This window comes from Bradyrhizobium sp. SZCCHNR2028 (assembly GCF_032380995.1).
Taxonomy (GTDB): Bacteria; Pseudomonadota; Alphaproteobacteria; order Rhizobiales; family Xanthobacteraceae; genus Bradyrhizobium.
Genome location: NZ_JAUHJF010000026.1, coordinates 1 through 20,726 on the forward strand (window position 1 = coordinate 1; position 20,726 = coordinate 20,726).

Consider the following 20,726-nt stretch of genomic DNA (forward strand, 5'->3'; position numbering starts at 1 on the left):
CAACACAGCAGTGATCGAATAGTGTCAGGGATCAGCCCGGTCCAAAATGTCAGGGATCAACCCGGTCGGTCAGGGCGAGACTCAAAGTGACGAGCGCAGACCTCTCGCCATCAGCGGCAATCATGACCGCCGGCGGCTGTCAGCTGCCGGTCCGAGTAAACCAACAAATTCCGCATCCGTGGCCCCCCCACCCCCAACCCCTCCCCGCAAGGGGGAGGGGAGCGGACCGCCGTTGTGGGAAGAGGACGCGCCAAAACCACCCACCCGCGTCGCTTTACCGGTTCTTAGCCATCCCCCCTTACCTTGCGCCCGCGGCGCCGGTTGCGCGCCTCGCGTGAACGGAGGTTGCGATGGCAGAGCGGATGAAGGGCGAACGCGTCGTCTTCGAGCGCGGCATCCCGGCTTTCATGATGGGCATCGACGGCACCTGGCGGCGCAACTGCACCATCGAGGACGTCTCGGAGACCGGGGCGAAGCTGACGGTCGAGGGCTCGGTCGAAGGCCTGCACCTGAAGGAGTTCTTCCTGCTGTTGTCGTCGACCGGCTTGGCCTACCGGCGCTGCGAGCTGGCCTGGGTCAATGGCGACCAGATCGGCGTCACCTTCCTGAAGCAGGGCAAGAAGAAGACCAACAAGCGCGCCACAGCGGAGGCCTGACGGCGTACCGGGAGACACCTGCGGCATCCTGCATCGGGACGACGGCGCCGCCGTCGCACATTCGTCATCGCGCCGGGCTATCGCAACCGACCGAGACGATAGATGTTTTTGCGTGGTATGATTCGTGCGTACCACCTTTGATCGAGATTGCCTGAGATGCCCGTCAAGCCGCACAAAGCCATGGTCCTCGCCGCAGGTCTCGGATTGCGCATGCGCCCACTGACGGAGACGATGCCCAAACCGCTGGTGCGCGTCGCCGGCCGCCCGCTGCTCGACCATGTGCTCGACCGCCTCGCCGAAGCCGGGGTCACCGAAGCCGTCGTCAATGTCCACTATCTCGCCGACCAGATCATCGCGCACACGGCCGCGCGCAGCACGCCCCGCGTGATCATCTCCGACGAGCGCGACCAGGTGCTCGGCACCGGCGGCGGCGTCGTCAAGGCACTGCCGCTGCTCGGCCACGAGCCGTTCTTCCACGTCAACTCCGACACGATGTGGATCGAGGGCGTGCGCCAGAACCTCTCGCGTCTCGCCGACGCGTTCGATCCCGAACGCATGGACATCATGCTGCTGATGGCGCCGACCGCGACCTCGATCGGCTACGCGGGTCAAGGGGACTACGCGATGCTCGCCGACGGTACCTTGCGCAAGCGCCGGGAGCATCAGGTGGTGCCGTTCGTCTATGCGGGAGCGGCCATCATCTCGCCCGCGATCTTCGATGGCGCGCCGTCGGGCGAGTTCTCGCTGACGAAGATGTTCGACAAGGCGAACGAGCAGGACCGCCTGTTCGGCCTCCGCCTCGAAGGCGTGTGGATGCATGTCGGCACGCCGGCCGCGGTGACGGAAGCGGAAGAGGCTCTGATGGAGAGTGCGGCGTAGCGGACTGCCCGACGGGCGAATCAAGTCGGCGCATTGCGCGATTTGCTCCGCCTCGTCGGCGCCGACCCTGCGCTGGCATCGCTCAAATTATCTGCGTCGAGAAACTATTTTCGTCCGCACATTCAACCCGATCCCGCTCGTCGCATTCGACGCGCACAAAATTCTTCTTTCGCTTTTACAGAATTCGTGTTCTCTCATGCGCATCCCGCCTCGTTGCGAGGGGCGTATCGCGGTCGTCACGAACGTTGAGCGCGGGATGCGATGGCCTGTCAGAACCGCAGCGCGCTCATGCGCGCCGACGAACGGTTTTGGCAGGACGGCGAAATCGTAAGGTCCCGGCATCCCGATGCTGATGCCAAGCTCGCGCCGCTGCTGACGCCGCGCGCGGGCGACGGTGGCTACAAGCCGGCACACCGAGGAGAGGACGTATAAGCCGTCAACCCATCGCGCAGGGAAGGCCGGGTCGTTCCGGCTGAACCTGTGGTTCCTGCCCCGTGCACTCTTTCACGCACGGGGGCCACGGGCCTCAGCCGAGGCCCGGCCTTCCCTGCGCCCTTGCTTCGGATGAGGGCGAACGATTTGCATCACTCGGGCGCGACGGCGTCGCGGGAATGAGGACGCATGAGGCGCGGTCGGTGGCCTGCCTAAGATGGCGAATCGGGCGAAACTGCTTCCTCATATTCAGTGTCGTCCCAGCCAAGCCCTGGCATCGCGCAGCGAGGCCAGGGCGCAGAGCCGGGACCCATATCCACAGGGGGGCGTGTTGCGTAGGCTAGCCATGACCATCGCGCCACAAACATCAGCCTGGGGCTATGGGTCCCGGCTCGGCGCCTCTGACAGCGCTGACGCGCTGTCAGAGGCTTGCCCGGGACGACGGCGAATATGCGGAGGTCGCGTACTCACCTCACTTCATCCGAGTGGCGAACGTCATCCCGGACCGCCGCTTCACGCCGCGAACTGCCCCACCCGCAAGTTCTAGGCAGCCGAGCGCAGCCGCACCTATCAACACCCATCCACACCCCCGATATGACCTGCGGCCGATCGCTCCCTATATAGACGCCTCGAGCAACCCGAATCGCAGGCCATGCGCGTCTTCACCGTTCCCATCTCGGCACCGTTCCTGCGCAGCGTGATCGCCGCGCTGGTCGATGGCCGGCTGGTCGACGGCTTCGAGGCGCGCAGCGATCCCGCCCGGCTCGCGACCGCGACGCTGTATCTGCCGACACGGCGCTCCCTGCGGGTGGCGCGCGAGATGTTCCTCGACGAGCTGAAGACCGATGCCGCGGTGCTGCCGCGGCTCGTCGCGCTCGGCGACATCGACGAGGACGAGCTCGCCTTCGCGGAGGATCGCGACGCGTTCCTCGGGCCGGCGCCGCTGGAGATTCCGGAACGGCTCGACGACCTGCAGCGCCGGCTCACCTTGGCGCGGCTGGTCGCGGCCTGGGCCAAGACGCCGGTGTCGGCGCCGCTGGTGATCGGCGGCCCGGCCTCGACGCTGGCCCTGGCCGGCGACCTGGCGCGGCTGATCGACGACATGGTGACGCGCGGCGTGTCCTGGGATGCGCTCGACGCGCTGGTGCCGGATCAGCTCGACAAATACTGGCAGTATTCGCTCGAGTTCCTGCGCATCGCGCGGACCGCGTGGCCGGCCTATCTGCAGGAGATCGAGCGCATCGAGCCGGCGGCGCGGCGCGATCTGCTGATCGCGGCCGAAGCGGCGCGGCTGTCGGCGCAACCCGATGGTCCCGTCATTGCCGCAGGCTCCACCGGCTCGATGCCGGCCACGGCAAAGTTCCTGCTGGCGGTGGCGAAGCTGCCGCATGGTGCTGTCGTGCTGCCGGGGCTCGACACCGATCTGGACGAAACCGCGTGGAGTTCGATCGGCGGCAGCAAAGATCGCGGCGGCCGCGTGCTGACGCCACCCGCCGTCAACCATCCACAATATGCGATGCACCTGCTGCTCAAACGCTTCGGCCTGGAGCGGCGCGACGTGGTCCGTCTCGCCCCAACCGGCCGCGGTGGCCGCGAGGTGCTGATCTCCGAAGCGATGCGGCCGTCGGAAGCGACGGCGATGTGGCACGAGCGGCTGCGCCAGTTCGACATCGCCGCCAACATCGCCGAAGCAATGGACAATCTCGCTGTCGTCGCGGCCCCCAATCCGGAGATGGAGGCGCTGGCGATTGCGATCGCGATGCGCGAGGCGCGCCATCTCGGCAAATCGGCCGCGCTGGTGACGCCGGACCGCGCGCTGGCGCGCCGGGTGATGGCGGCGCTGACGCGCTGGCACCTGACGTTTGACGATTCCGGTGGTGACGCGCTGCTGGAGACGCCGGCCGGCATCTTCGCCCGCCTCGCGGCGGAAGCTGCAGCGCGCGGGCTGGAGCCGCCGACCTTGCTGGCTCTGCTCAAGCATCCGCTGTGCCGGCTCGGCCGCGCCGCGAATGGCTGGAAGAGTGCCATCGAGACGCTGGAGCTCGCCATGCTCCGCGGCACGCGGCCACAAGCCGGAAGCAGCGGGCTTGCGCGCGACTTCGCGCGCTTCCGCGACGAGCACACCAAGCTGCACCAGGGCGAAGCATCATCGCTGCACAAGGCCGAGCCGCGCGCGCGTCTCAGTCCCGAGCAGCTCGACCGCGCCGGCGCGCTGATTGCGCAATTGCAGACGGCCTTGGCGCCGCTCGAAAACCTCGCCTCGCCGCGCCCGCAGGATTTCGCCGAGCTCGCCGCGCGGCATCGCGAGGTGCTGATCGCGCTGTCGACCGACGATGTCGGTCTCAGCACCGCCTTCACCGATCGCGACGGCGCCGCGCTGGCGCGCTGCTTCGACGACCTGCTCGCGTCCGGCGAGCGCTGCGGCCTGATGGCGCCGCTGTCGGACTATCCGGATCTGTTCCATACCGCCTTCTCCGATCGCGCGGTGCGCCGCCCCGAGCGCCACGGTGCGCAATTGCAGATCTATGGTCCGCTCGAAGCGCGGTTGATGCAGGCCGATCGCATGATCATCGGCGGCTTGATCGAGGGCGTGTGGCCACCGGCGCCGCGCATCGATCCCTGGCTCAGCCGCCCGATGCGGCATCAGCTCGGCCTCGATCTGCCCGAGCGCCGCATCGGCCTGTCGGCGCACGACTTCGCCCAACTGCTCGGCGCGCCCGAGGTGATCCTGACGCACGCCGCCAAGTCCGGCGGCGCGCCGGCCGTGGCCTCGCGCTTCCTGCACCGTCTCGAAGCCGTCGCCGGCGCCGAGCGCTGGAAGGCGGCGACCGCGCGCGGCGAGACTTACGTCCGCTATGCCGAGGTGCTCGACCAGCCGGCCGCGGTGAAGCCGGTCGAACAGCCGGCGCCGAAGCCGCCGCTGGCAGCACGGCCGCTGCGCATGTCGGTGACCGCCATCGAGGACTGGCTGCGCGATCCCTACACCATCTTCGCGCGCTACATCCTGCGGCTCGATCCGCTCGATCCTGTCGACATGCCACTGTCGGCGGCCGATCGCGGCTCGGCGATTCACGAAGCGATCGGCGAATTCACGCAGACTTATGCTGATGCCCTGCCGCTGCATCCGGCGCATGCGCTGCGCGTCATCGGCGAGAAACACTTTGCGCCGCTGATGGAGCGGCCCGAGGCGCGGGCATTGTGGTGGCCGCGTTTCCAGCGCATCGCCGGCTGGTTCGCGGCGTGGGAGACCGCGCGGCGCGCGCAGATCGGCGCCATCACCGCGGAGATCCGCGGCGAGATCGGCATTCCCTTGGATCAGGGCCGCACCTTCATCCTGTCGGCGCGCGCCGACCGCATCGAACAGCGTGCCGAGGGCACCTACGCCATTCTCGACTACAAGACTGGCCAGCCGCCGACGGCCAAGCAGGTGCGCATGGGGCTGTCGCCGCAGCTCACACTCGAAGCCGCGATCCTGCGCGAAGGCGGCTTCGAGGGCATCCCGGCCGGCAGCATGATCAGTCAGCTCGTTTATGTCAGGCTGTCCGGCAACAATCCGCCAGGCGAAGAGCGCATCCTCGAGCTGAAGATCAACAAGAGCGACACGCCGCAGCACCCGGACCAGGCCGCGCAGGAGGCGCGCGCCAAGCTCGAAGCACTGATCCGCAGCTTCGAGGATGTCAATCAAGGCTACACCTCGCTGAACCTGTCGATGTGGGCGAACCGCTACGGCAGCTATGACGACCTCGCCCGCATCAAGGAATGGTCGGCGGCCGGCGGACTGGGAGTCGAAGAATGGTGAAGGCACCCCGCCCCATTCCGCAGGCCGTGCGCGACGCGCAGACGCGCGCGTCGAATCCGGCGGCGTCGGCCTTCGTGTCGGCGAATGCCGGCTCGGGCAAGACGCATGTGCTGGTGCAGCGCGTGATCCGACTGCTGCTCGACGGCGTGCCGCCGGAGAAGATCCTCTGCATCACCTTCACCAAGGCCGCCGCCGCCAACATGGCCGAGCGCGTGTTCTCGACGCTCGGCCATTGGGTGACGCTCGACGACGACGCGCTCGACAGCGCGATCCAATCCACCGGCATCCCAAACCCCGACAAGAAGCTGCGGGCGTCGGCGCGAAAGCTGTTCGCCAGCGCGCTGGAGACGCCGGGCGGGCTGAAGGTGCAGACCATTCACGCGCTGTGCACGCGGCTGCTGCAACAGTTCCCGTTCGAAGCCAACGTGCCGGCGCGGTTCTCGGTGCTCGACGAGCGCGACCAGACCGAGATGATGGAGCGCGCCAATCTCAAGGTGCTGCTCGACGCCGCGCGGGCGCCCGACAGCGCGGTCGGCCGTGCGCTGCAGGTGGCGATGGCCAATGCGGCGGACTCGACCTTCAAGGAGGTCGTGCGCGACGCCTGTCTCAGCCGCGATCACTTCATGGCCTGGACCGATGGCGCGGGGCGCGTCGAGGTCGCGGCGCAACAGCTCGGCGAGGTGCTCGGCATCAGCGCCGACGAGACGCTGGAAGCCATCGAGCGCGACATCGTCGACGGCCCCAATCTGCCACTGAGGGATTGGACCGATATCGCCGCGCGGCTCGACGGCGGCGCCAAGACCGACCAGAAGCAGGCGGAGCAACTCCGCGCCGCACTGGCGTTCTCGGGCGCCGATCAGGTCGATGAATATCTTCGCGTATTCCTGACCGAGGACAAGGAGCCGCGGAAGTCCCTGCTCACCAAGAAGTTCGCCGACGCCAATCCCGGCATCGCCGGCCTATTCGAATCGGAGGCGCGCCGGCTCGATCGCCTGATCGAAAAGCGCCGCGCGGCGGTCGTGCGCGACCGCACCGAGGCGCTGCTGCAGATCGCCACCGCGGCGGCTGCGAACTATCGCCGCGAGAAGGAGGAACGCGGCCTGCTCGACTATGACGACCTGATCGACAAGACCCTGGCAATGCTCAACCGAGTCTCCGCCGGCTGGGTGCACTTCAAGCTCGACCGCGGCGTCGATCACGTGCTGATCGACGAGGCGCAGGACACGAGCCCACGGCAATGGGACATTGTCGCCCACATCATCGAAGAGTTCACCGCCGGCGCCGGGGCGCGCGACGGACTCACGCGTACGATCTTCGCGGTGGGCGACGAGAAGCAGTCGATCTTCTCGTTCCAGGGCGCCGACCCGCACGAGTTCGATGCGCGCCGGCGACAGTTGCAGAAGCGCTTCACCGACGCCGGGCTGTTGTTCGACCCGGTGTCCTTCACCTATTCGTTCCGCTCCGGGCCGACGGTGCTGCACGCGGTCGACCACGTGTTCCGCGAGCGCGACGTCTACAGCAGCATTCACTCGCCTGACATCGGCCATCCCATCCACAACGCGCTGACCGATGCCGGACCGAGCATGGTCGAGCTATGGAGCCTGTGCGAGCGCGACGACCGCAAGGAGATCGAGGGCTGGCGTGCGCCGTTCGACGGCGTCTCCGTCACCAGCCCCGAGGTCAAGCTTTCCAGGCGCATCCAGGCCGAGATCAAGCGGCTGATTTCGACGGGCACGATGACCGGCCATGACGGCGCGCGACGGCGGCTGAGCTATGGCGACATGCTGATCCTGGTGCGCCGTCGTGGCAATGCGTTCGACGCGGTGATCCAGGCGCTCAAGCACGCGGGCATCCCCGTGGCGGGCGCCGACCGGCTGAAGCTGACCGAGCACATCGCGATCATCGACCTGATGAACCTCGCCGACGCGCTGCTGCTGCCGCAGGACGATCTGGCGCTGGCGACCGCGCTGAAGAGCCCGTTGTTCGGGCTCGACGACGACGATCTGTTCAAGCTCGCCTGGCAGCGCCGCGGGTCGTTGCGCGAGGCGCTCGCCGCACATGCGGCTGACGACGAGCGGCTGCAGGGCGTGGTGCGCCGGCTCCAGCAATGCGAGCGCCGCGCCGCCGAGGACACGCCGTTCGCCTTCTATGCCTGGCTGCTCGGCGGCGATGGCGGCCGGCGACGCATCCTGGCGCGGCTGGGTCACGAGGCCAATGACGCCCTCGACGAATTCCTCGAGCTCGCGCTGTCCTACGAGCGCAAGGCGCCGGCCTCGCTGCAGGGCTTCGTCGCCTGGCTGCGCGCCGCCGACACCGAGGTGAAGCGCGACATGGAGATCTCGCGCGACGAGATCAGGGTGATGACCGTGCACGGCGCCAAGGGCCTCGAGGCGTCCGTCGTCTTCCTGGTCGACACCACCTCGTCGCCAGCCGATTCGCAGCGGCTGCGACTGATCCACGTGCCGCATGGCGAGCAGGAGATCGTGGTCTGGGCCGGCCGCAAGGCCGACGATCCGCAAGCCGTCGCGGCGGCACGCGTGGCGATGCTCAAAGAGACCGAGGACGAGTATCGCCGGCTGCTCTATGTCGCGATGACCCGCGCCGCAGATCGGCTGGTCATCGGCGGCTGCATGCCGGGCAACATGAACAACGTCCGCGGCGGCAGCTGGTACGACCTGATGGCGCGCGGGCTTGATGCCGCGGAGCTGCAGGTCGAGGTGATCGAAACCGAAGACGGACCGGTCAAGCGCTATGCGCGGGCCGAGGACATCGCGGAAACCGCTGCTGACGAAACGCGGCGCATGGTGGGGACGGCGGTCGAGCTGCCGGCTTGGCTGCGCACGGCGGCGGTGGAGGCGCCCGGCGAGGTCGCCGTGCTCAGGCCGTCCGATCCATCCGCCGACGAGCGGCCGGTGCGCACGGGCGAATCGCTGGCGGCGCGCAGTCTTGCGATGCAGCGCGGCACGCTGGTGCATCGCCTGCTGCAGTCGCTGCCCGACGTGGCGCCGGAGCGGCGGCGCGATGCCGCGCTGCGATATCTGGTTCGCAACGCCGCCGACTGGCCGGACGATGACCGTGCGGGTCTCGCGGACCGCGTGCTCGCCGTCATCGAAGACCCGCGCTTTGCCGCGGTGTTCGCGGCCGGGAGCCGGGCGGAAGTCTCGATCGTGGGCCGCCTCGCACTGGCCGGCCAGCCGCCGGCGCTGGTCTCCGGCCAGATCGACCGACTGGTGGTGACCGAGGCCGAGGTGCTGATCGTCGACTTCAAGACCAACCAGCAGCCGCCCGCGGAGCTGGCCGAGGTGCCCCCAGCCTATGTCCGGCAGCTCGCGCTGTACCGCGCCGTGCTCGGCCAATTGTACCCCGGGCGCGCCGTCCGGGCCGCCCTGCTCTGGACCGAAGCCGCTGAATTCATGGAGCTTCCGGCCTCCGCGCTGGACGCCATGCTGCCATCCCAGCACGTCTGAGTGAGCCCGCTTGACCCGGCATCACGCCATTCCTAATTTGACGCCCACGCAGAAGCGGCGCGTCCGCGCCGCTTCCTCCAACCGAACGAGGTAATCCCATGGCCGTTGGCAAGGTTTCCGACGCCGATTTCGAAAGCGAAGTGCTCAAGGCCGACGGCCCGGTCGTGGTCGACTTCTGGGCCGAGTGGTGCGGCCCGTGCCGCATGATCGCGCCGGCCCTCGACGAGATCTCGAGCGCGATGGGCGACAAGGTCAAGATCGTGAAGTTGAACGTCGACGAGAGCCCGAAGACGGCCTCGAAGTACGGCGTGATGTCGATCCCCACCCTGATGGTGTTCAAGGGCGGCGAGATGGCCTCGCGCCAGGTCGGTGCCGCGCCGAAGGCGAAGCTGCAGCAGTGGATCTCGTCGGCGGTGTGACGCGTCGAGAACCATGATTTTTGTCGAACGGCCGGCGGAATCGCCGGCCGTTTGCGTTGAGGGGTGTGAGTCAGCGTTTTCGGATGTCGCCATGCCCGCCCGCGCCCATCGCTCGCCCTCCCGCAAATCCGGCCTGCTGGCCATGGAGGCGCGCTCGGTGGATGCAATCCCGCGCGGCGAGGACTGGCAGTACGAGCCGAAATGGGACGGCTTCCGTTGCCTGCTGACGCGCGACGGCGCAACGGTGACGATGCGGTCGAAGGCCGGCGAGGACCTCGCGCGCTACTTCCCGGAGATTGTCGCCGCTGCGCGCGAGCTGAAGGCGACCAGCTTCACACTCGACGGCGAGCTGGTGGTGCCACAGGGCAAGAGCTTCGCGTTCGACGCGCTGCTGCAGCGGATTCATCCCGCCGCGAGCCGGGTGAAGAAGCTCTCAATCGAGACGCCGGCGCTGTTCCTGGCCTTCGACCTGCTGGCGACCGCGAAGGACAAGGAGCTGATGACACAGACGCTGCAGGAACGGCGACCGGTGCTGGAAGCGTTCGCGAAGGCGAACTTCGCGGATCATCCGACGTTCCGGCTGTCGCCGGCGACGAGGCGCTTCGCGACCGCGCAAAGCTGGCTGGCGCAGTCCGGCGGCGGCTCGGATGGCGTGATCGCCAAGCGCCTCGACCTGCCCTACCAGGCCGGCAACCGCGAGGGCATGCAGAAGATCAAGCGCTACCGCTCAGCCGACTGCGTGATCGGCGGCTTCCGTTACGCCACCAACAGGGGCGCCAACGGGCGCAAGCTGGTCGGCTCGCTGCTGCTCGGGCTCTACGACGATGACGGCCTGCTGCACCACGTCGGCTTCACCTCCGCGCTCAAGAAGGAGGAGAAGCCCGCGCTGACCGACAAGCTCGAGCCGCTGATCTCGCCGCCCGGCTTCACCGGCAATACGCCGGGCGGGCCGAGCCGATGGTCGACCGAGCGCTCGGCGGAATGGTGTCCGCTGAAGCCGAAGCTGGTGATCGAGGTCTGCTACGACCATTTCTCCGGCGAGCGCTTTCGCCACGGCACCTCGATCCTGCGCTGTCGCCCCGACAAGGCGCCGAAGCAATGCACCTTCGAGCAGCTCAGGCAGAAGGTTGCTGATCCCTTGAAGCTGCTCGCGTGAGGTCAGCGGATCCAGCCGGTCGCGAGCGCAGCGGCAAACTCGCCGTCACCATTGGCGCGCGCGAGCGCGGCCATGGCCTGGTGATCATAGGGCACGTGGCGGAAGGTCACGCTCCAGCCGGCCGACCGCTGCTCCAAGATCGCGTAGCGCGCATCGGGCGTGCCCGCTTCGACGACATGCGGATACGGCACGTCGTAGGAATAGCCGGGACTGCCGACGCTGCCGGGATTGACGATCAGCCGCCCGTCGCGCAGGCGTACCGCGCGGGCCGTGTGCGTATGGCCGCACAGGATCAGCGGCTGCGAGATATCAGCGGCAAGTTTCTCGATCGCATCGAGCGGCGCGCAAGTGATCGCACCGTCCTGAGCGACGCTCTCGAGCCAGTAGACGTTATCGTCGTCGGGCGTCGCGTGACAAAGGAAGGCCTGGTCCCGATAGACGGCGGTTGCCGGGATCGCGCGCAGCCAGTCGAGATGATCAGCTTCGAGCTGGGCGTAGGCGGGTCGCTCCCAAGCCCCCATCTTCTCCGGCGGCCGATCGATCAGCCAGCGGTCATGATTGCCGCGCACATGCATCGCCTCGAGCGGCATCAGCAAGTCCATTGTCTTGCGCGCGTCGAGCGGACCACTGGCCATGTCGCCGAGGTTGACGATATCAGTCACGCCTTGCGCCCGGATGTCGGCCAGCACGGCTTCGAGCGCGAGATGGTTGCCGTGGACGTCTGCGATCGCGGCAAAGCGCATGCGCTATTCCCCTCAGGTCGGCGGCGTGCCGTTGAGGTCGAGCACGTGCCCTGCGAGATAGAGCGACCCCGTGATCAGGATACGCGGCGGGACCTCATAGGCAAGCCGCGCGATGCTGGCGAGCGCGGACGCGACGCCATCGGCGATCTCGACGCGCATGCCGAGCGTGCGCGCCGCGGCGGCCAGATCAGCCGGCGCCATCGCCTTGCTCTCATTGGGTATCGGCACGACGATGATGTGCCGCGTCAGGCCCGCGAAATTGGCGAGGAACGCCGCCGCATCCTTATTGCCCATCATCCCGACGATCACGACGAGCTGCCGCGACACGCGTTCCTCGAGGTCGCCGATCGCCGCCGCAACGACGCGGCCGCCGTCCGCGTTGTGGCCGCCATCGAGCCAGATCTCCGCGCCCTGCGGGGCGATGGCGGTGAGCGCACCGCTCGACAGCCGCTGCATGCGCGCCGGCCATTCAGCGCCGACGATGCCGTCCTCGAACGCCTTGGTGGTGAGCTTGAACTGATCGACCGCGCGCAAGGTCGCGATCGCGAGGCCCGCATTGTCGAACTGATGCCGGCCGAACAGTTTTGGCGCCGGAAGATCAAGAAGACCACGGTCGTCCTGATAGACGAGCCGGTTGCGCTCGACACCGACGTGCCAGCTCTCGCCGGCGGCAAACAACGGCGCGCGCTGGCGCCTGGCCTCACGCTCGATCACGGCCATGGCATCGGGCTCCTGCGCGGCCGAGATCACCGGACAGCCGCGCTTGATGATGGCGGCCTTCTCGGCCGCGATCAGCGCGCGGGTGTCGCCGAGAAATTCCATGTGGTCCATGCCGATCGGGGTCAGCACCGACGCTGCGACCTGCTCGAGCACATTGGTGGAATCGAGCCGGCCACCGAGGCCGACCTCGAGCAGCACGACATCGGCCGGATGCTTCGCGAACAGCACGAACGCCGCGACGGTCTTGACCTCGAAGAAGGTGATCGGCGCGCCCGCATTGACACGCTCGCATTCCAGCAGCGCGGAGATCAGCTCCTCGTCGTCGACGAGGACGCCGCCGCCGACCTTGCCGAGCCGATAGCTCTCGTTGATGCGCACCAGCCAGGGCGAGGTGAAGACGTGGACGCGCAGGCCCGCCGCTTCGAGCATGGCACGGAGATAGGCGACAGTGGAGCCCTTGCCGTTGGTGCCGGCGACGTGGATCACCGGCGGCAGCTTGCGCTCGGGATGACCGAGCTGGCCGAGCAGCCGGTGCATGCGTTCGAGCCCGAGCGAAATCTTGCTCGGATGCAGCACGGACAGCCGCGCGATCAACTCGTCGAGCGAGGGCGGTGACTTGGCGAGATCGTTCACGCGGTCGGCGCGACCGCCGGCGCATCCGCCGCCTCAACGGCCTTCGCGGGCGGCGGCAGCTGCGGCGCGGGCTTGGCGTGTTCGACAGCCGGCGCCTTGGTCAGCAGGCGACACAGCCGCGCCAGGGTCGGGCGCAGGTCATGACGATGCACGACCATGTCGACCATGCCGTGGTCCAGGAGGTATTCAGCGCGCTGGAAACCTTCGGGCAGCTTCTCGCGAATGGTCTGCTCGATCACCCGGGCGCCGGCGAACCCGATCAGCGCGCCGGGCTCGGCGATGTGGACGTCGCCGAGCATCGCGTAGGACGCGGTGACGCCGCCGGTGGTCGGATTGGTCTGCACGACGATGTAGGGCAGCTTGGCCTCGCGCAGCATCTGCACGGCCACGGTCGTGCGCGGCATCTGCATCAAGGACAGGATGCCTTCCTGCATGCGCGCGCCACCGGAGGCCGCGAACACGATGAACGGCGACTTCTTCTCGACCGCGAGCTCGAGGCCACGCACGATCGCTTCGCCCGCGGCCATGCCGAGCGAGCCGCCCATGAAATCGAAATCCTGCACGGCGATGACAACGCCCATGCCTTCGAGCTTGCCGAAGCCGACCTTGACCGCATCGTTCATGCCGGTCCGCGCCCGGGCATCCTTGATGCGATCGGCATAGCGGCGCTCGTCACGGAATTTCAGCGGATCGGGCGTCACCTCGGGCAGGGCGACGTCGAACCAGGTCTCGTTGTCGAACATCGACTTCAGCCGCGCCACCGCGCCCATGCGCATGTGGTAGTTGGAGCCGGGAATGACGAACTGGTTGGCCTCGACGTCCTTGTAGAACACGAGCTGTCCGGAATCCGGGCACTTGATCCAGAGGTTCTCCGGCGTCTCGCGGCGCAGGATGTTGCGGATCTTCGGCCGGACCACGTTGGTAAGCCAGTTCATGTGTCGCTCCGTGTTGCGGTCGCCCGGATATATGGCGGGACGACGGGGTCACGGCAAGACGGCCGCGACGCCCGGTCGAATAGTGGTTGACGGCCTATTCCGCGGCCTGTTGCGCCCTGTGCACGCCCCTTGCCAGCGCAGCGGCCAGATCGGCGACGGCGCTCACCGTCTTGGCGGTCGCGCGTCCCTCGGCATCGAGGCTGGCGCGGAGCGCGTCGACCAGGGCGGTGCCGACCACGGCGCCGTCGGCATTGGCGGCGATGGCGCGGGCGGTCTCCGGTGTCCGGATGCCGAAGCCGACGCAGACAGGCAGCGCCGTATGCCGCTTGATCCGCGCCACGGCGGCACCGACGGCGGAGGAGTCCGCCGCAGCCGCGCCGGTAATGCCGGTGATCGAGACGTAGTAGACGAAGCCGGAGGTGTTCGCGAGCACGGCCGGCAGCCGCTTGTCATCGGTCGTCGGCGTCGCCAGCCGGATGAAATTCAGCCCGGCCTTCAGGGCGGGAATGCACAGCTCGCTGTCTTCCTCCGGCGGCAGGTCGACGATGATCAGGCCGTCGACGCCGGCGCTCTTCGCATCATCGAGGAACTTGTCGACGCCGTAGATGTAGATCGGGTTGTAGTAGCCCATCAGGACGATCGGCGTGTCAGCATCGCTCTCGCGGAAGCTGCGCACCAGTTGCAGCGTCTTCCTCAGGGTCATCCCCGCCTTGAGCGCACGCAGACCCGCCGCCTGGATCGACGGACCATCGGCCATCGGATCGGTGAACGGCATGCCGATCTCGATGATATCGGCGCCCGCCTGCGGCAGCGCCTTGACGATGGCGAGCGATGTCTCGGGATCGGGATCACCACCCATGACGAAGGTGACGAACGCCGAGCGGCCTTCCTGCTTCAACTGCGCGAAGCGCGCATCCATCCGTCTGGTCACGATGCCTTCGCCCTTCCTCGCAGGATATCGCCGACCTGCGGCACGTCCTTGTCGCCGCGGCCGGACATGTTGACCACCATCAAGTGGTCTTTCGGCTTCTTCGGCGCGAGGTCCATGACCTTGGCGATCGCGTGCGCCGGCTCCAGCGCGGGAATGATGCCCTCGAGCCGCGACAGCAGCTGGAACGCCGCAAGCGCCTCCTCGTCGGTCGCCGACAAATAGTTCACGCGGCCGACGTCGTGCAGCCAGGAATGCTCTGGGCCGATGCCGGGGTAATCAAGACCGGCCGAGATCGAATGCGCCTCCTCGATCTGCCCGTCCTCGTCCATCAGCAGATAGGTTCGGTTGCCGTGCAGCACACCGGGGCGGCCGCCGGCGATCGAGGCGGCGTGCAGATGCGTCAGGCCGTGGCCCGCCGCTTCGACGCCATAGATCTCGACCGAGGGATCATCGAGGAACGGATGGAACAGGCCCATCGCATTGGAGCCGCCGCCGATGCAGGCAATCAGCGAGTCCGGCAGCCGGCCCTCGGCCTCCTGCATCTGCGTGCGCGTCTCGTTGCCGATCACCGACTGGAAATCGCGCACCATCATCGGATAGGGGTGCGGGCCGGCGACGGTACCGATGCAATAAAACGTGTCGTGGACGTTGGTGACCCAGTCACGCAGCGCCTCGTTCATCGCGTCCTTCAGGGTCTTCGCACCGGACTGCACCGGCACCACTTTGGCGCCGAGCATCTCCATGCGGATCACGTTGGGCTGCTGCCGCTCGACGTCGACCGCGCCCATGTAGACGACGCAATCGAGACCGAAGCGCGCGCACAGCGTCGCCGTCGCCACGCCGTGCTGGCCGGCGCCGGTCTCGGCGATGATGCGCTTCTTGCCCATGCGGCGCGCAACCATGATCTGGCCGAGCACGTTGTTGACCTTGTGCGAGCCGGTGTGATTGAGCTCCTCGCGCTTGAAGTAGATCTTGGCGCCGCCGAGATGCTCGGTCAGGCGCTCTGCGTAATACAGCGGCGAGGGCCGGCCCACGTAGTTCTTCAGATAGCCGTTCATCTCGGCATGAAACGCGGGATCGGCCTTGGCCTCCGCATAGGCCTTTTCCAGATCGAGGATCAGCGGCATCAGGGTTTCGGCGACGAAGCGGCCGCCGAAGATGCCGAAGTGACCGCGGTCGTCCGGACCGCTGCGGTAGGAATTGGGAATGGCTGTCGTCATTGAACGCTCAACTCTTCAGCGGCCCGCGCCGCGCGAATGAAATCCCGGATCATGTCGCAATCCTTCACACCCGGCGCCCGCTCGACGCCCGATGACACGTCGACGCCGCCCGCGCAGGTGATCCGCACGGCCTCGGCGACGTTGTCGACGCTCAGGCCGCCAGAGACCATGAACGGGCGATCGAGCTTCAGGCCCTGTAGCAGACGCCAATCGAAGGTGGCACCGAGGCCGCCGGGGCGGGTCGCATCCTTGGGCGCCCGCGCATCGAACAGGATGCGATCGCACACATCGGCATAGCCCGCCAGCGGCGCGAGATCGGCGGAGGTCGCGACCGGGATGGCCTTCATGACGGGCAGGCCGAAGCGCTGCTTGAGGTCACGGATGCGCGCGACGCTTTCACGTCCGTGCAGCTGCAGGAGATCGGGGTGCAGGGTCTCGACGATGTTCTCGACAGTCGCGTCGTCGGCATCGACGGTCAGCGCCACCTTGAGCGCGCGGCCCCTGACGTCACGACCCAGCTCACGCGCGGCCGTCAGACCGACATGGCGTGGGGACGGCGGAAAGAACACGAAGCCCACCATGTCGGCGCCCGCGTCGAGCGCCGCAGCGAGGGTGTCGGGCGTGGTCAGGCCGCAGATTTTGACGATCAGGGACATCGATGAACAACGCACGTCCGGGCGGAAAGGATCACCAGAAGCCCGCGGCTTCGAAGGCCGCCGAGCTTTGGCGCCTTCTACAACGCGGCGCCCTGCTTGTCTCGCCCATAAGGGGCGAAAAGGCGCGCCGGCGCTGCCGGAACCAGGGATTGTGCCGGCCCCTGATTTGCACGCGCCGCGGCGCTGAGCTGCGCCACCTGCGCGCGGGCCGCTTCGGCATCGGCCTGATGGCGGCGCGCGGCCCGGCGCCAGCGGCGCTGGCCGATCCAGGTGGCACAGCCACCCGCGATCACGCCCAGGATCGCGACGGCGATGATCAAGGCGAACAGCGGGACCGACGCCGAGAGCGCCGGATCAGTCGCGTTGAAGGGATCAAACGACACGGTAACGAAATGCCGATTGGCGACCGCGAAGATGACGAACAGCACCAGCAGCGGAAGGACGACCACGACAGTGAAGAATTTTCGCATGCGCTCGCTCGTGTCAGTCAGGCCGGATTCGCCTCGAAATCAGCCGCAGACGATTAGCACGGCCGGCGCGAGATGCTTCAATCGTCGGCGTCGTCAGCTGCGGCGCCGGCGGGATTGTCCCGGTTCAGCCGCTCGCGCATTTCCTTGCCCGTCTTGAAGAACGGGACGCTTTTCTGGTCCACCGGGACATGAGCTCCGGTCCGTGGGTTGCGCCCGGCGCGGGCCGGCCGATGCTTGACCGAGAAGGCGCCGAAGCCGCGCAACTCGACGCGGTCACCGCGGGCGAGCGCCGCGACGATCTCATCGAGGATCGCATTGACGATGTTCTCGACATCCCGCTGGTAGAGATGCGGGTTGTGCTCGGCGATACGCTGAACAAGCTCGGATTTGATCATCGAGAAAATGTACCCGGGGAGACAAGTCCCATTTCCGTGAAAATATGCTGGACTGTCAAGACGCTAAATCATTCATCGCGGCCATGAATCGGGTTGCGAGGCCCGGTACGGGGCCTCGCCGTGGCACACGCAAAACGGGAAGATTGCCCTGAGGATGGTCTTGGCGGGTTCAATTGCCCGGCGCGGGCGTCCAGAGCGCGAGCATGCCGTCGAGACCAATCCGATCGACCGCCTGGACCACGCCGGTGCGCTCGATCTGGCGGGCGATCCCGGAGAGGCCGACGGCATCGAGCGCGATCGAGGTCGCCGTCCGCAGGAAGGTCAGATCGCCGAACCGCGGCGTGAGCTTGTAGTCGCGCACCGGAAGGTCCTTCTTGACGTTCTTGTTGGCGACGAGCCACGCGACGGCGGCCTTCTCGTCGCCGAGCTCGTCGATGAGCTTCAACTCGATCGCCTGCCTGCCGGTGAAGACGCGGCCGTCGGCCACCTTCTCCAACTGCTCATCGTTCATGGCGCGGCGGTCCTTCACCAGTCCGCGGAACCAGGCGTAGGAATCCTTGACCAGGGCGTCGAGCGCCGCGCGCGCTTCCGGGCTGGTCGGCTCGTAGCCGTTGGGGGCGGCCTTCAGCGGCGAGGATTTGACCTCCTCGATCTTCACGCCGACCGTCTTCAACAGCTCACCGACATTCGGATACTGGAACAGCACGCCGATCGAGCCGACCAGCGAGCTCTGCTGCGCGACGATGTGATCGGCAGCGATCGCGCCGATATAGCCGCCGGAAGCCGCCAGGCCTTCCACGACGACGACCAGCGGCTTCTTCGCCTTCAATCGCACCAGCGAGTCGTAGAGCTGCTCGGAGCCGGCGGTGGTGCCGCCCGGCGAATTGATGTGAACGATGACGGCTTCCGCCGAGGAGTTCTCCAGCCGCTCCAGCGCCGCGACGCGCTCATGGTCGCTGCGGATCAGGCCCTCGATATTGACGCGGGCGATCGAGCCAGAGGTCGAGAGCGCGGTGCGGCCGCGCGGTGACATCGCCAGACCGATGGCGGAAAGAGCCGCAATCGCAATCAGCACCGCGACGACGCGCCAGAACGTCAGCTTGCGGCGCAGCCTGCGGCGATCGACGATCACATCCGAATCAAGCGACATGGACAGCTCCTGGAAGTCTCGGCGCGTTTTGCATCCGCAGCCTGAATATCTCGTTATCCGATTACATCAATCGCGGCGCAATTTGAAGAAAGGAAGGCTTGCGGCGAAGCGGCCGGACGGCCGATCCGCCCGGAACAGAGCGCGTATCTCTGCTTCGCTGGAACAAAAAAAGCCCCGGCTTTCGCCGGGGCTTTGATCTGATCACGCGAACCGAAGGCTTACTTCGAGTCGCGGTTCTTGAGCGCGGTGCCCAGGATGTCGCCCAGCGTGGCGCCCGAATCGGACGAGCCGTACTGCGCGATGGCTTCCTTCTCTTCCGCGACTTCCAACGCCTTGATCGACACCTGCACCTTGCGGGCCTTCTTGTCGAACTGGATCACGCGGGCATCGACCTTCTCACCGACGGCGAACCGCTCGGTGCGCTGGTCGTTGCGATCGCGCGCCAGCTCGGAGCGCTTGATGAAGGTGGTGAAGTCGGTGCCGGTGATCTTGACGTCGATGCCGCCGTCCTTGACGTCGAGCACTTCGCAGGTGACGACCGCGCCCTTCTTGACATCGCCCGGCTCGGCGAAGGGATCGCCTTCGAGCTGCTTGATGCCGAGCGAGATGCGCTCCTTCTCCACGTCGACGTCGAGCACCACGGCCTTGACCATGTCGCCCTTCTTGTAGTTGTCGATGACCTGCTCGCCGGGTTGCTTCCAGTCGAGATCCGACAGATGGACCATGCCGTCGACGTCGCCTTCGAGACCCAGGAACAGGCCGAACTCGGTCTTGTTCTTGACCTCGCCCTCGACCACCGAACCGGTCGGATGCTTCTCGACGAAGACCTCCCACGGATTGCGCATCGTCTGCTTGAGACCGAGCGAGATGCGGCGCTTGACGCTGTCGACCTCGAGCACCTGCACTTCGACCTCCTGCGAGGTCGACACGATCTTGCCGGGGTGCATGTTCTTCTTGGTCCACGACATCTCGGAGACGTGGATCAGGCCTTCGATGCCCGGCTCGAGCTCGACGAACGCGCCGTAGTCGGTGATGTTGGTGACGCGGCCATGGAAGCGGGCCTGCAGCGGATACTTCGCCTCGATGCCCTGCCACGGATCGTCGAGCAGCTGCTTCATGCCCAGCGAGATGCGGTGCGTCTCGTGGTTGATCTTGATGATCTTGACCTTCACCGTCTGACCGATGCTGAGCACCTCGGTCGGATGGTTGACGCGGCGCCACGCGATGTCGGTGACGTGCAGCAGGCCGTCGATGCCGCCGAGGTCAACGAACGCACCGTAATCGGTGATGTTCTTGACGACGCCGTCGATCACCTGACCCTCTTCGAGGTTCTGCACCAGCTCCTGGCGCTGCTCGGCGCGGGTCTCTTCCAGCACGGTGCGACGCGACACGACGATGTTGCCGCGGCGGCGGTCCATCTTGAGGATCTGGAACGGCTGCGAGTTGTTCATCAGCGGCGCGACGTCGCGGATCGGACGGATGTCGACCTGCGAGCGCGGCAGGAAGGCCACGGCGCCGTCCAGGTCGACGGTGAAGCCGCCCTTGACCTGGTTGAAGATGACGCCGTTGACCTTTTCGTTGTTCTGGAACGCCTTCTCGAGCTTGCCCCAGCTCTCTTCGCGGCGGGCCTTGTCGCGCGACAGCACCGCTTCGCCGAGCGCGTTCTCGATGCGATCGAGGAACACCTCGACCTCGTCGCCGACCTTCAATTCACTGTCACGGCCGGGCCCGGCGAATTCGCGCAGCGCCACGCGGCCTTCGGTCTTCAGGCCGACGTCGATGACGGCCATGTCCTTCTCGATCGCAACAACCTTGCCCTTGACGACGGAGCTTTCCTGCAGGTTGCCCTTGGTGAAGGACTCGTCCAGCATCGCGGCGAAATCATCGCGGCTGGGATTGTAGGAAGAAGCAGAGGTACTCGAAGCCATTTGTTCTCCAGATGCGGACATTCTCGCCAGCTTGGGTTGATCGGCGCATCGAATGGACAGTGCCTGGAGGTCCACAAATCCCCAGACGTCCGCGCGATGCGCGATAAGCGCAAACGACGCGGGCCGGCAGTGCCTGC

The 20,726-nt window shown here is 67.0% G+C and carries 16 protein-coding genes; 6 read left to right on the plus strand and 10 right to left on the minus strand.

The genetic code is table 11. From position 1 onward, the window contains the following. The first annotated feature begins 350 nt into the window (after window positions 1-350). The 6 genes from QX121_RS28000 (at window position 351) to QX121_RS28025 (ending at window position 10,808) form a co-directional block, all read left to right on the plus strand. A complete protein-coding gene (locus QX121_RS28000; RefSeq protein WP_008963143.1) occupies window positions 351-656 on the plus strand; it encodes a PilZ domain-containing protein in 306 nt (101 codons plus the stop codon). A gap of 156 nt (window positions 657-812) precedes the next feature. Then, window positions 813-1,535, plus strand: coding sequence for a nucleotidyltransferase family protein (locus QX121_RS28005; protein ID WP_315798622.1), 723 nt, complete (start codon window positions 813-815; stop codon window positions 1,533-1,535). Between the two features lie 1,084 nt (window positions 1,536-2,619). Continuing rightward, complete coding sequence (addB, locus tag QX121_RS28010) at window positions 2,620-5,766, plus strand: double-strand break repair protein AddB (RefSeq protein ID WP_315784853.1); 3,147 nt, start codon at window positions 2,620-2,622, stop codon at window positions 5,764-5,766. Further along, on the plus strand, window positions 5,760-9,233 hold the full coding sequence (gene addA, locus QX121_RS28015; protein WP_315813579.1) for a double-strand break repair helicase AddA: 3,474 nt from the start codon (window positions 5,760-5,762) through the stop codon (window positions 9,231-9,233). Before addB ends, addA begins: the two co-directional genes overlap by 7 nt. 98 nt (window positions 9,234-9,331) lie before the next feature. After that, window positions 9,332-9,652: a thioredoxin gene (trxA, locus tag QX121_RS28020; protein ID WP_015663255.1), complete on the plus strand. Its 321-nt coding sequence runs from the start codon at window positions 9,332-9,334 to the stop codon at window positions 9,650-9,652. 142 nt (window positions 9,653-9,794) lie between these two features. Further along, window positions 9,795-10,808: an ATP-dependent DNA ligase gene (locus QX121_RS28025; protein ID WP_315813609.1), complete on the plus strand. Its 1,014-nt coding sequence runs from the start codon at window positions 9,795-9,797 to the stop codon at window positions 10,806-10,808. Window positions 10,809-10,810: 2 nt separating this feature from the next. Here QX121_RS28025 and QX121_RS28030 read toward each other — a convergent pair whose 3' ends face one another. From QX121_RS28030 to rpsA, 10 genes are all read right to left on the minus strand, one after another. Continuing rightward, window positions 10,811-11,551, minus strand: coding sequence for a metallophosphoesterase family protein (locus QX121_RS28030; RefSeq protein WP_315778425.1), 741 nt, complete (start codon window positions 11,549-11,551; stop codon window positions 10,811-10,813). A gap of 12 nt (window positions 11,552-11,563) precedes the next feature. After that, entirely contained in the window at window positions 11,564-12,904 is a 1,341-nt protein-coding gene (locus QX121_RS28035) for a folylpolyglutamate synthase/dihydrofolate synthase family protein (protein WP_315813580.1), read from the minus strand. Beyond that, window positions 12,901-13,839: an acetyl-CoA carboxylase, carboxyltransferase subunit beta gene (gene accD, locus QX121_RS28040; RefSeq protein WP_315741229.1), complete on the minus strand. Its 939-nt coding sequence runs from the start codon at window positions 13,837-13,839 to the stop codon at window positions 12,901-12,903. The genes QX121_RS28035 and accD overlap by 4 nt, the downstream gene beginning before the upstream one ends. Window positions 13,840-13,933: 94 nt before the next feature. Further along, the gene (gene trpA / locus QX121_RS28045; RefSeq protein ID WP_315798617.1) at window positions 13,934-14,770 is read right to left on the minus strand and encodes a tryptophan synthase subunit alpha; all 837 of its coding nucleotides are present in this window, start codon (window positions 14,768-14,770) and stop codon (window positions 13,934-13,936) included. Next, complete coding sequence (gene trpB / locus QX121_RS28050; protein WP_315778428.1) at window positions 14,767-15,990, minus strand: tryptophan synthase subunit beta; 1,224 nt, start codon at window positions 15,988-15,990, stop codon at window positions 14,767-14,769. The genes trpA and trpB overlap by 4 nt, the downstream gene beginning before the upstream one ends. Continuing rightward, window positions 15,987-16,646, minus strand: a complete 660-nt coding sequence (locus QX121_RS28055; RefSeq protein WP_315741232.1) for a phosphoribosylanthranilate isomerase — start codon at window positions 16,644-16,646, stop codon at window positions 15,987-15,989. The genes trpB and QX121_RS28055 overlap by 4 nt, the downstream gene beginning before the upstream one ends. A gap of 77 nt (window positions 16,647-16,723) precedes the next feature. Then, complete coding sequence (locus QX121_RS28060; protein ID WP_315813581.1) at window positions 16,724-17,116, minus strand: lipopolysaccharide assembly protein LapA domain-containing protein; 393 nt, start codon at window positions 17,114-17,116, stop codon at window positions 16,724-16,726. A gap of 77 nt (window positions 17,117-17,193) precedes the next feature. After that, window positions 17,194-17,511: an integration host factor subunit beta gene (locus tag QX121_RS28065; RefSeq protein ID WP_315716888.1), complete on the minus strand. Its 318-nt coding sequence runs from the start codon at window positions 17,509-17,511 to the stop codon at window positions 17,194-17,196. Window positions 17,512-17,680: 169 nt separating this feature from the next. Then, the gene (gene sppA / locus QX121_RS28070; protein WP_315741234.1) at window positions 17,681-18,661 is read right to left on the minus strand and encodes a signal peptide peptidase SppA; all 981 of its coding nucleotides are present in this window, start codon (window positions 18,659-18,661) and stop codon (window positions 17,681-17,683) included. Window positions 18,662-18,879: 218 nt separating this feature from the next. Beyond that, window positions 18,880-20,589: a 30S ribosomal protein S1 gene (rpsA, locus tag QX121_RS28075; RefSeq protein WP_315741235.1), complete on the minus strand. Its 1,710-nt coding sequence runs from the start codon at window positions 20,587-20,589 to the stop codon at window positions 18,880-18,882. Window positions 20,590-20,726 lie beyond the last annotated feature (137 nt).

Excerpts from the sequence above, each read along its gene's own strand:
- trxA (WP_015663255.1), top strand. The coding sequence starts at position 9,332 with ATGGCCGTTGGCAAGGTTTCCGACGCCGATTTCGAAAGCGAAGTGCTC.
- QX121_RS28055 (WP_315741232.1), bottom strand. The coding sequence starts at position 16,646 with ATGTCCCTGATCGTCAAAATCTGCGGCCTGACCACGCCCGACACCCTC.
- accD (WP_315741229.1), bottom strand. The coding sequence starts at position 13,839 with ATGAACTGGCTTACCAACGTGGTCCGGCCGAAGATCCGCAACATCCTG.
- QX121_RS28005 (WP_315798622.1), top strand. The coding sequence starts at position 813 with ATGCCCGTCAAGCCGCACAAAGCCATGGTCCTCGCCGCAGGTCTCGGA.
- QX121_RS28065 (WP_315716888.1), bottom strand. The coding sequence starts at position 17,511 with ATGATCAAATCCGAGCTTGTTCAGCGTATCGCCGAGCACAACCCGCAT.
- addA (WP_315813579.1), top strand. The coding sequence starts at position 5,760 with ATGGTGAAGGCACCCCGCCCCATTCCGCAGGCCGTGCGCGACGCGCAG.
- QX121_RS28030 (WP_315778425.1), bottom strand. The coding sequence starts at position 11,551 with ATGCGCTTTGCCGCGATCGCAGACGTCCACGGCAACCATCTCGCGCTC.
- QX121_RS28000 (WP_008963143.1), top strand. The coding sequence starts at position 351 with ATGGCAGAGCGGATGAAGGGCGAACGCGTCGTCTTCGAGCGCGGCATC.
- rpsA (WP_315741235.1), bottom strand. The coding sequence starts at position 20,589 with ATGGCTTCGAGTACCTCTGCTTCTTCCTACAATCCCAGCCGCGATGAT.
- sppA (WP_315741234.1), bottom strand. The coding sequence starts at position 18,661 with ATGTCGCTTGATTCGGATGTGATCGTCGATCGCCGCAGGCTGCGCCGC.
- QX121_RS28060 (WP_315813581.1), bottom strand. The coding sequence starts at position 17,116 with ATGCGAAAATTCTTCACTGTCGTGGTCGTCCTTCCGCTGCTGGTGCTG.
- addB (WP_315784853.1), top strand. The coding sequence starts at position 2,620 with ATGCGCGTCTTCACCGTTCCCATCTCGGCACCGTTCCTGCGCAGCGTG.
- QX121_RS28025 (WP_315813609.1), top strand. The coding sequence starts at position 9,795 with ATGGAGGCGCGCTCGGTGGATGCAATCCCGCGCGGCGAGGACTGGCAG.
- trpB (WP_315778428.1), bottom strand. The coding sequence starts at position 15,990 with ATGACGACAGCCATTCCCAATTCCTACCGCAGCGGTCCGGACGACCGC.